The 10442-nt window shown below is 62.0% G+C and carries 10 protein-coding genes; 3 read left to right on the top strand and 7 right to left on the bottom strand.

Going from position 1 to position 10442, the window contains the following annotated elements; genetic code table 11:
* Positions 1–160 precede the first annotated feature (160 nt).
* The 5 genes from asd to aroC all read right to left on the bottom strand — a co-directional run bounded on the left by asd (position 161) and on the right by aroC (position 4819).
* Positions 161–1285, bottom strand: coding sequence for an aspartate-semialdehyde dehydrogenase (gene asd / locus ABEA02_RS05290; RefSeq protein ID WP_345531816.1), 1125 nt, complete (start codon positions 1283–1285; stop codon positions 161–163).
* A gap of 92 nt (positions 1286–1377) precedes the next feature.
* Complete coding sequence (locus tag ABEA02_RS05285) at positions 1378–1509, bottom strand: hypothetical protein (protein ID WP_345531815.1); 132 nt, start codon at positions 1507–1509, stop codon at positions 1378–1380.
* A 190-nt stretch (positions 1510–1699) separates the two neighbouring features.
* Positions 1700–2533: a M48 family metallopeptidase gene (locus ABEA02_RS05280; RefSeq protein WP_345531814.1), complete on the bottom strand. Its 834-nt coding sequence runs from the start codon at positions 2531–2533 to the stop codon at positions 1700–1702.
* Between the two features lie 8 nt (positions 2534–2541).
* Positions 2542–3693 (bottom strand): MFS transporter, encoded by a 1152-nt coding sequence (locus ABEA02_RS05275; RefSeq protein WP_345531813.1) that lies wholly within the window; start codon positions 3691–3693, stop codon positions 2542–2544.
* Positions 3686–4819 carry a chorismate synthase gene (gene aroC / locus ABEA02_RS05270; RefSeq protein WP_345531812.1) on the bottom strand — a complete coding sequence of 378 codons (1134 nt, stop codon included), beginning with the start codon at positions 4817–4819 and terminating at the stop codon, positions 3686–3688. The genes ABEA02_RS05275 and aroC overlap by 8 nt, the downstream gene beginning before the upstream one ends.
* A gap of 199 nt (positions 4820–5018) precedes the next feature.
* Here aroC and ABEA02_RS05265 point away from each other — a divergent pair, with 199 nt between their 5' ends.
* From ABEA02_RS05265 to ABEA02_RS05255, 3 genes are all read left to right on the top strand, one after another.
* On the top strand, positions 5019–5579 hold the full coding sequence (locus ABEA02_RS05265) for a GbsR/MarR family transcriptional regulator (RefSeq protein WP_345531811.1): 561 nt from the start codon (positions 5019–5021) through the stop codon (positions 5577–5579).
* An 82-nt stretch (positions 5580–5661) separates the two neighbouring features.
* A complete protein-coding gene (locus tag ABEA02_RS05260; protein ID WP_345531810.1) occupies positions 5662–7026 on the top strand; it encodes a cytochrome ubiquinol oxidase subunit I in 1365 nt (454 codons plus the stop codon).
* The gene (locus ABEA02_RS05255) at positions 7023–8060 is read left to right on the top strand and encodes a cytochrome d ubiquinol oxidase subunit II (RefSeq protein ID WP_345531809.1); all 1038 of its coding nucleotides are present in this window, start codon (positions 7023–7025) and stop codon (positions 8058–8060) included. Before ABEA02_RS05260 ends, ABEA02_RS05255 begins: the two co-directional genes overlap by 4 nt.
* Before the next feature lie 32 nt (positions 8061–8092).
* Here ABEA02_RS05255 and ilvN read toward each other — a convergent pair whose 3' ends face one another.
* Together ilvN and ilvB are read right to left on the bottom strand one after the other, a co-directional pair.
* Positions 8093–8404 carry an acetolactate synthase small subunit gene (ilvN, locus tag ABEA02_RS05250; RefSeq protein ID WP_345531808.1) on the bottom strand — a complete coding sequence of 104 codons (312 nt, stop codon included), beginning with the start codon at positions 8402–8404 and terminating at the stop codon, positions 8093–8095.
* A gap of 1 nt (position 8405) precedes the next feature.
* Positions 8406–10070, bottom strand: a complete 1665-nt coding sequence (gene ilvB, locus ABEA02_RS05245) for an acetolactate synthase large subunit (protein WP_345531807.1) — start codon at positions 10068–10070, stop codon at positions 8406–8408.
* Positions 10071–10442: the final 372 nt, after the last annotated feature.

Genomic DNA, 10442 nt, shown 5'->3' with positions numbered 1-10442 from the left:
GCAGCCGTTATGGCAGCCCGATGTGGTGAAAGTAAACTTCAAAATAACATCAATGAGTTATCGTCGCAAGCTCATCCATTACCTGAATAGCTGGGTCTAACGGTCTCAATTGTTGTATTTATGCAACTCACCGGGACCGTCAGGTCCCGGCAAACAACTGTCATTTTTGTAGAAGAATCCGCAGCATACGGCGCAGCGGCTCGGCAGCGCCCCACAGCAGCTGGTCGCCGACTGTGAATGCTGTCAGGTACTCGCCGCCCATCGCCAGCTTGCGCAGCCGACCGACGGGGACGTGCAGATGACCGGTTACGGCTGCAGGCGTAAGCTCACGCTCGGAACGCTCGCGGTCGTTCGGCACCACACGCACCCAGTCATTGGCCTTGCCGATGATGTCGGTGATTTCATCCAGCGGCACATCCTGGCGCAACTTGATAGTCATCGCCTGGCTATGGCAACGCATCGCGCCGATGCGCACGCAGAGGCCATCGATGGGCACGCTGCCCGGCGTACGGAAAGCCGGCTTGCCGAGAATCTTGTTGCACTCGGCGCCGCCCTTCCACTCTTCCTTGCTCTGGCCGTTTTCGTAGGGCACATCGATCCAGGGGATCAGGCTGCCGGCTAGCGCAGTGTTGCGGAAGTTCTGCCTCGGGAAGTCGTCGCTGCGGATCGTCTCGGCCACCTTACGGTCGATGTCGAGAATCGCGGAAGCCGGATCGGCCAGCAAGTCGGCCACGGACCCATGGATGCGGCCCATCTGCGCGATCAGCTCGCGCATGTTCTGCGCGCCGGCACCAGAGGCCGCCTGGTAAGTCATCGAAGTAGCCCACTCGACCATGTCGTTCTGGAACAACCCGCCCAGAGCCATCAGCATGAGGCTGACCGTGCAGTTGCCGCCAACATAATTCCTGACGCCCTTCTGCAGGCCATCCTGAATCACGTTGAGGTTAACGGGGTCGAGGATGATGATCGCGTCGTCCTTCATTCGGAGCGATGAGGCTGCATCAATCCAGTACCCGCTCCAGCCCGCAGCGCGCAGCTGAGGGTAGATTTCGTTGGTGTAGTCGCCGCCCTGACAGGTGACGATTGCATCCAGCGCCTTCAGGTCGTCAATGGACTTGGCATCCTTGAGCGTCTCGACGTCACGGCCGACATCCGGCCCCTTGCCACCCACATTGGAAGTAGTGAAGAAAACGGGCTCTATGTGGGCGAAGTCATTCTCTTCACGCATCCGCTGCATCAGCACGGAGCCAACCATGCCGCGCCAGCCAACAAAACCTACACGCATTGCAATTTCCTTTTATTGAACTCGGTCCCCGCCGGACTCTGGTCCGCCCGCCCCGCCGCTGGCGGGAACTCGAGCGGAGGCACGGGACGAAACTATCCGGTAACGGTTTTGGTCGTTTTGGTGGTGATGGTGCCCGTGGACGTGACAGTGCCGCCAACGCAGGTCAGTAGTGCCTGCATGGCGAAATCGAAACGTTCAGCAATGATCGGACGGGCAGGATTCATCAGCATTCACCAGTTTCACGGCATCGGGGATAGTCGCCGCGACCCGGATGTACCGGGGCAGCATGCAGGGCCAAACCCTTACAACGCATGCCGGAGGCGGAACTTTAGCGCAACATCGACGATACGAAAAGGCGGCGACAGTCAAGCCAGCAATGAGACATCTGCAACATCCGCAACTACAGACAGCCGATCAGCGTCCGCGCGCCTTCTCATACAGGGGCATGACCAGTGGCACGGTGGCCTTCAGATCGGCTTGGCGCTCTTCGCTAGGCGGATGGGACGAGAGAATCTTGGGAGGCGCGTTGCCTCCGAGCTTCGCCATCTTCTGCCACAGGGTCACCGCACCGCTGGGGTCATAACCCGCACGCGCAGCCAGCTCCAGCCCCATGCGATCCGCCTCGCTCTCCTGCTCACGCGAGTTAGGCAGTGCAATCGCCGCCATGGAGGCCGACTGGGCAAGTTCGGGGGGCAGTTCGAAGCCTAGCGCCGCCGATCCCACAGACAAGAGCACACCCCCTACTTGCGCCGCCATGACACGTGGCTGACGCTCCAACGCATGTTCGCGCAATGCATGCGAAATCTCGTGACCCATGACAGCAGCCAACTCGTCGTCCGTGACCCTGAGCGTTTCGATCAGGCCCGTGAACACCGCGATCTTGCCGCCGGGCATGCACCAGGCGTTGACGTCCTTGCTGGCCAGCACATTCACTTCCCATGCCCAGTTCTTCGCCTCGGGGCGGAACACGACGACATGCGGAATCAGCTTGTTGGCGATGGCCCGGACGCGCTCGGTCTGCGCCTTGTCAGGATTGAGCTCGCCTTTCTTGGCGGCGCTTTGCAGCGTGGTCGTGTACGCCAGCGCGGATTCCTTGTTCATCTGCTGCGATTCGTTCTCCAGCGAGCCCATGATGCGCTGCTGACGCGTCACACCCACAACGCCGGGCTGTGTGGTCTGCACGGTCTGGCAAGCCGTGGTCATGAGCATGACAGCGAAGAGCAGGAAGGTATTCAATCCGGTACGCATGTTTGCACCTAACGAGAAGAACCGCGCCATGCCAGCGCGAGAATCAGGAAACCGGCAAGCGCGAAGCCGGCGCTGCTGGTGAAGGTCCAACCGGGGCCGGCATGATCCCACAACCAGCCAGACAGGCTGGCGCCAATGATGCCACCGGCACCGAAACTCATGCTGCCGTATAGCGCCTGTCCGAAGGACTGGTGCTGCGGCCCGAACCAGCGATGCACGGCTGCCACCGAAGCGGCATGATAAGCGCCGAAGGTGATGCCGTGCAGGCATTGCAACAGCACAATCAAGGGCAGCGAAGCCACGCCCCAGCCAATGCCGGTGAATCGCAGCACTGCCGTCGCAAAGCAGACCAGCAAGATGGCGCGCAACGAGTAGCGTTTCAACAAACCCGGCATGAGGAAAAACACACCAATCTCGACCAGCACACCGAGCGTCCACAGTGCGCCAATCAGGGGTTTGGCATAGCCAGCCTGATTGAGGTGGATGGAGTAGAAAACATACAGTGCACCATGCGCGGCCGACATCAGGAGACACGCCAGCAACAGCGCCAGCACGCCCGGTTGGCGCAGGATGTCACCCAGCCCCGAGTGATCTTCGTGATGTCGTGCCCGGGCAGATTTCTGCTCGCGCAACGCTAGGGATCCCAACACGATGCTCGCGAGGATGGCCGTGGACACCGGCAGGATGCTGCCGAGACTCCAGCGCTCCAGCACGAACCCCATGCCGAAGCTGGCAAAGATGAAACCGACCGAGCCCCAGGCGCGGATCTGGCCGTAACGATCCGCACGCTCAGCCAGATGGTCGAGTGTCATGGACTCCAGCAACGGCATGGTCGCCGTCCAGAAGAAACTCATGACCCCCAGCGCGGCAAAGTAGGCCCAGAAGCCTTCAGCCCAGAAAATCGCGACAAAGCCCAGCAGCGACATGACTGCTGACAAACGAACAACCGCCACGCGGTTCTGCCAGCGATCCGCAATCCAGCCCCACAGATTGGGCGCCAGCAAACGCATGATCTGCATCATCGACATGAGGATGCCGATCTCGGTCGCGGCGAATCCGCGCGACTGCAGGAACAGCCCGAAGTAAGGCATGAAGATGCCGACGTAGGCGAAGTAGCAGAAGTAGTACGTCGACAGGCGTGCCGACTGCCCGTCAATCACGCGGCGACGGCACGTCCTGGTTGCCGTGCGGCGCCAGGCCCGCAATGCGCGGCGCATCCGGCGTGATGTCGGCGTTCTGCGCGCGCTGGCGCAGGGCGTGGTCGATCAGCACGAGCGCCAGCATGGCCTCTGCGATGGGCGTGGCGCGGATGCCTACGCAGGGGTCGTGACGGCCGGTGGTCATCATCATCGTCGGCTCGCCTAGCTTGTCGATGGAACGACGCTCTTGCGGAATCGACGAAGTCGGCTTGATGGCCATGGCCACGCGGATATCCTGTCCGCTGGAGATACCACCCAGCACGCCACCCGCGTGATTCGACAGGAAACCAGCGGGAGTCAGTTCGTCGCCGTGATAGCTGCCGCGCTGCGCGACCGTCGCGAAACCATCACCTATCTCTACGCCCTTGACCGCATTGATGCTCATCATGGCGTAGGCAATGTCAGCGTCCAGGCGATCGAACACCGGCTCACCCCAGCCCGGTGGCACATTGGTGGCGATGACTTCGATACGCGCGCCAATGGAATCGCGCTCGCTGCGGATCTGGTCCATGTAGGCTTCGAGCTGCGGCACGATCTCGTCGTTCGGAGCGAAGAAGGCGTTCTCGCCGACGTGCTCCCAGCCCTTGAAAGGAATGCGGATTTCGCCAAGCTGGCTCATCCAGCCGCGAATCACGATGGCGTGCTTTTCCTTGAGCCACTTCTTGGCAATTGCGCCAGCGGCGACGCGCACAGCAGTTTCACGCGCCGAAGAGCGGCCACCACCACGGTAGTCACGTACGCCGTACTTATGCGCATAGGCATAATCGGCGTGACCCGGCCGGTAAGTGTTCATGATCTTCGAGTAGTCGCCGCTGCGTTGATCCTGGTTGCGGATCAGCAGCGCGATGGGCGTACCCGTGGTCTTACCCTCGAACACGCCCGAAAGGATTTCGACCGTATCCGGCTCCTTGCGCTGCGTCACGTGGCGCGAGGTACCGGGCTTGCGGCGGTCCAGCTCGATCTGGATGTCAGCCTCAGTCAACGCCAGTCCTGGCGGGCAACCATCGACGACGCAGCCGATGGCCGCGCCATGCGACTCACCGAAGGAAGTAACCGTGAAGAGCGTACCGAACGTGCTGCCAGACATGGGGCCTGTTCCTTGTGCCCCGCGACTTGGGGGTGGGCGTGGTCTATGGAGCCTTTAATTTTACCACGCGAGCCCCACCGGACCGACCTGTGCGCCCCAACCAAGGCTGGCTTGCTCAGCCATATTTTCATTTTTCAGCAATTACTGAAAATTCAGTTATTATTTGATCTATGGCAATGCAGCCCTCAGAAGACAACAGATGACACCACTTGTTCGCAGCTTCGTCGCCCACTTCGGCGAGATGGGTAGCCGCTGGGGCATCAACCGCACGGTCGGACAGATCTACGCGCTCATCTACGTCTCGCAGCGCCCCCTGAACGCCGACGAGATTGCCGAGGCGCTGGAGTTCTCGCGCTCCAACGTGAGCATGGGCCTGAAGGAGCTGCAAGCCTGGCGACTGGTGCGTCTCAAGCACCTTCCGGGTGACCGCCGCGAATACTTCGATGCACCCTCGGATGCCTGGGAGGTATTCCAGATCCTGGCAGAGGAGCGCCGTCGCCGCGAGATCGAGCCCACCCTGTCGATGTTGCGCAGCGCACTCATGGAAAAGCCTGCGTCGGAAGAAGACGCCGTCGCGCAGGAGCGCATGCGCGGCATGCACGAACTCATCGAGATGCTCACCACCTGGTTCGACGAAGTGCAACACATGGACCGCAACACCCTCGCGCAGCTGATGCGCATGGGCTCTCGCGTGCAGAAGCTGCTCGAATTCACCAGCAAGGTGAAGATCGTCGGCGGCGGCAAAGGCAAGAGCAACTAGCCGCAGCAACAGGTTTCAGGAATGCCGCGCGGGACCTGGCCCGCACCGCCGGCAGTACAAAGGGCCAAGGAGTCACACCGCCATGGATGCCCTGCTTCTGGCGCGCATGCAGTTCGCAGCGAATATCACCTTCCACATCCTCTTCCCCACCATCACCATTGCGCTGGGCTGGGCCCTCCTGATGTTCCGCTGGCGATGGCTGAAGACGCAGGACAAGGCCTGGCTGGTCGCTTACCGATTCTGGACCAAAGTATTCGCACTGTCCTTCGGCCTCGGCGTGGTGTCGGGCATCACCATGAGCTTCCAGTTCGGCACCAACTGGCCCGGGTTCATGGAGAGAGTCGGCAACATCGCCGGCCCCCTGCTGGGCTACGAGGTGCTCACAGCGTTCTTTCTGGAGGCATCCTTCCTCGGCATCATGCTGTTCGGCCATGGGCGTGTGTCGGAGCGCGTGCACCTCATCGCCACCTTTCTCGTCGCTTTCGGCACCACGCTGTCAGCATTCTGGATTCTCAGCCTGAACTCCTGGATGCAGACCCCGGCGGGTTACGAGATCATCAACGGCGAATTCCACGCACGCTCGTGGCTGGAGATCGTCTTCAACCCCTCCTTCCCCTACCGCCTTGCGCACACCTTGCTGGCATCAGGGCTTACGGTGTGCTTTCTCATGGCGGGCATCAGTGCCTGGCAGTTCGTGCGTGGCAGGACCAACCGCTCCAGCGCGCCGGTCCTGCGCAGCAGCGTGTTCGCTGCAGCCCTGCTGATCCCGGTACAGATTTTCGTCGGCGACATGCACGGCCTCAACACGCTGGAACACCAGCCGCAGAAGATTGCCGCTATCGAAGGCATCTGGAAGACCGAGCGCGGCGCCCCCTTGCTGCTATTCGCGATTCCGGATACCGCGACGCAGAGTAACCGTTTTGCCATCGGCATTCCCGGCGGCGCGAGTCTGATCCTCAAACATGACGTGAATGCGGAGATACGCGGCCTCGACCAGTTCCCGGATGCGCACCCGCCGGTCGCGCCGCTGTTCTGGGGCTTCCGCATCATGGTCGGCACCGGCATGGCGATGCTGGCGGCCAGCTGGATCGGCAGCTGGCTGCTGCGCAGGCGGCGCGCTCCGGACACGCTGCCACGCCCCCTGCTCTACGTCTTCGTGGCGATGACCTTCTCCGGCTGGCTGGCCACGGTGGCCGGCTGGTACGTCACCGAGATCGGCCGCCAGCCCTTCATTGTCTATGGCCTCTTGCGCACGGCGGACGTCGCCTCGCGCGTGCCGGCAGCAAACATCGCGGCCACGTTGGTGGCCTATCTCGCGATGTACCTGTTCCTCATCGTTTCCTATGTGGCCGTGCTGCGCTACCTCGCCGAAAAACCGGTGTCGGAGGAAGCGCCGCCAGTTGGCCCCGTCGGCGTCCCCAACGCGATCGCGGAGTTACGCACATGAGCACCGACCACCTCGCCCAGCTTGCCCAACAGGCATGGACCCTCGATCTGCTCCTGCCCGTCATCTTCATGAGCCTGATGGGTTTCGCGATGCTCGTGTACGTCATCCTCGATGGCTACGACCTCGGCGTCGGCATGCTCCTGCCGCGTGCGACCACGGCGCAGAAGGACACCATGATCGCCTCCATCGGCCCCTTCTGGGATGCCAACGAGACGTGGCTGGTCCTGGGTGTGGGCATCCTGCTTATCGCCTTCCCCAAAGCCTACGGTGTGGTGCTCTCTGCCCTCTACCTGCCGGTCGCGGCGATGCTCTGCGGGCTGATGCTGCGCGGCGTGGCCTTCGAGTTTCGCGTCAAGGCACGCGACACGCACAAGCCATTGTGGAATGCCGCCTTCTTCACCGGTTCGCTGATCGCTTCACTCGCCCAAGGCTGGATGCTCGGCCGCTATATCACGGGCTTTGCAGAAGGTACGGAATACCTCGTGTTCGCGGCACTGATCGCGGCCACGCTGCCGACGGCCTACGTACTGCTGGGTGCCTGCTGGCTGGTGTTGAAGACGGAGGGAGACCTTCAGCAACACGCGCTGCGCTGGGCACGCATTGCCTGGCTACCGGTGGCGCTCGGCATGCTGCTCATCTCGCTGGCCACGCCCTGGGTAAGCGAGACCGTGCGTGAGCGCTGGTTCAGCCTGCCGGCTTTCTTCGCCCTGCTGCCAATTCCGCTGAGTACGATGGCGGCCTTCCTCGGGCTGATCTTCATGCTGCGCGGTGAACGCGGCACGCACGGACGCGCAGCGTTGATCCCGCTGCTGCTGGCTGGCTACATCATGACCATGGGCTTCTGCGGACTGGCCTACAGCCTGTTCCCCTACGTGGTGATGGATCGCATCACGCTGTGGCAGGCGGCTGCCGCGCCTGAGTCACTGAAGATCATTCTCATCGGCATAGCGATCACCGTGCCGATGATCGGCGCCTACACCGTGTTCGCCTACCGCATCTTCCGCGGCAAGGCGACTGACCTCCACTACGGCTGAGCGTAGCGGAGGCACCGCAGCTGCACAGCGGATCAGCCGAAGAAGTCTTCGAGACGCTCGAAGACCTTGTGGTCGGCAATGGCACGCTCGACCGACAGCACGTCCTCCAGCTTCTCAGCCTGGCTGATCATCTGCGGCAGGCGCTCGTCATCACGTACCAGCAGCCAGATGCGGCTTTGCGTACCGTCGCCGACCGGCATGCAGAGGATTCCCTCTACGTTAAAGGCGCGGCGTGCGAAGAGACCGCATACGTGGGACATCACGCCGGGGTGGTTGCGCACGGTCAGCTGCAGCACGACCTTGGCAAAGGCCTGATCTCTTGGGGTTTCAACTCGCATATCCATCTCAGCCTCCGATCATTTCGACGTTGGACTTGCCCGGCGGTACGAAAGGCAGCACCTTGGCTTCCACATCGATGGAGCAATGGATCAGGCACGGGCCACGGCGCTTCATTTCTTCTGCCAGTGCGGCGCGCGGGTCCTCGACCTTGTCGAGGTCCAGCGCACCGATGCCGAAGCCTTCGGCGATCTTCACGAAGTCCGTACGCGTCTTGTAGTTCACCGCGAAGAAACGCTTGTCGTAGAGCATGTCCTGCTGCTGATACACCATGCCCAGTGTCTGGTTGTTCATCAGAATCACCTTCACATTGGCCTGCTCGTCAGCCATCGTGGCGAATTCCTGGATGTTCATCTTCAGACTGCCATCACCCGAGAAACACACAACCGTGCGCTCGGGCTCGGCAATCGCGGCGCCCAACGCCGTCGGCATGCCAAAGCCCATGGTGCCCAGGCCGCCGGAGGTCAGCAGCTGACGGGGACGGCGCAGCGGATAGGCCTGCGCCACCCACATCTGATGCTGACCGACGTCGGTGGTCACGATGGCTTCGTCATCGAGTGCATCGGCCACGGCAGCGATCAAACCATAATGACTGCGCGGATCCTCAATGCCCGGCGTCTTCAGCGGGTGAGCCTTGCGCAACTCGTCGGCACGCGCCAGCCAGGGCTTGCGCAATTGCACTTGCACCATGGGCATCAGCGCGTCGAGCACCTTGCCTACATCGCCGCAGATACCCACGTGCGGACGCCTGATCTTGCCCAGCTCGGCCGGATCGATATCAACGTGGATGATCGCCGCGTTGGGACAGAACTTTTCGGCCTTGCCGATGGCGCGGTCGTCAAAGCGCGCGCCAAGCACGACCAGCAGGTCAGACTCCTGCAAGATGTAGTTGGTGTAAGCCGCACCGTGCATGCCCAGCATGCCCAGCGACAGCGGATGATCGACGGGCATCGCACCGAGGCCCATCAGCGTCATGGTGGTCGGCATGCCGGCCTGCTCAGCGAGCATCACGGCCTGCGCCGAAGCCTCGGCCATGATCACGCCGCCACCCAGATACAGCACGGGGGTCTTCGCCGCGTTGATGAGTTCCGCCGCACGGCGCACGTCATCGAGATTCACAACGGGTGCGGGGTCAGCCTTGCCCGGTTCGGGCAGCGATTCGACCTCGACGATGGCGTTCTGCACGTCTTTCGGGATATCGACCCACACTGGCCCGGGGCGACCCGATTCGGCGAGACGGAAAGCCTCCGGAATCACATGCAGCAAGTCCGCCGCATTGCGCACAAGATAGTTGTGCTTGGTCACGGGGATCGAGATGCCGTAGGTATCGACCTCCTGGAATGCGTCGGTACCGATCATCGACGACGGCACCTGACCCGTGATGCAGACCAGCGGAATCGAATCGAGCTTGGCGTCGGCAATGGCCGTGACCAGATTGGTCGCGCCGGGGCCGCTGGAGGCCATACAGACGGCCGCCTTGCCCGACACTCGGGCCATGCCCTGGGCGATGAAGCCGGCGCCCTGCTCGTGACGGGCCAGCACATGGCGAATGGTGTCGCGCTCGGCGAATGCATCGTAAAGGGGCAGCGCTGCACCGCCGGGAATCCCGGTGACGGTGGTGATGCCCTGCTGCTCGAGCAAGCGAACAACGAGCTGAGCTCCGGTTAATCGCATTTAAAGACTCCTCTGGCCGGGCGCCGATGACGCCCTGAATTTTTTGCCTGCTTGTTGCCGGGAGAGAGTCAGAAAAAGAAAAACCCCGCCCGGCTTGCGCCGGCGGGGTTGAAATCTCTTGAGTCTGACTCAGTCCCCGTTACGGCGCGTTGCCGCCTACGCCTACTACGCGTACGACTACAGCTTCCGCTACGGGAGCGACAGCATGCAGAGGGGCGAAGAAGGAGGAGTTCACGGTTATCGGGGTCAAACAGAAGTGAGAAACGCGATTGCATTCAAGCACAAGATCTCCGCTTGGGCAAGCGGGCGCTATCGGCATCTGTGGCAATTCCTGCATGTGCATCAGCGCCCTTTTTGGCGGCCCTGACACCG

Source organism: Viridibacterium curvum, from assembly GCF_039544165.1.
Classification (GTDB): Bacteria; Pseudomonadota; Gammaproteobacteria; order Burkholderiales; family Rhodocyclaceae; genus Viridibacterium; species Viridibacterium curvum.
This window is presented reverse-complemented; position numbering and strand designations above follow the sequence as displayed.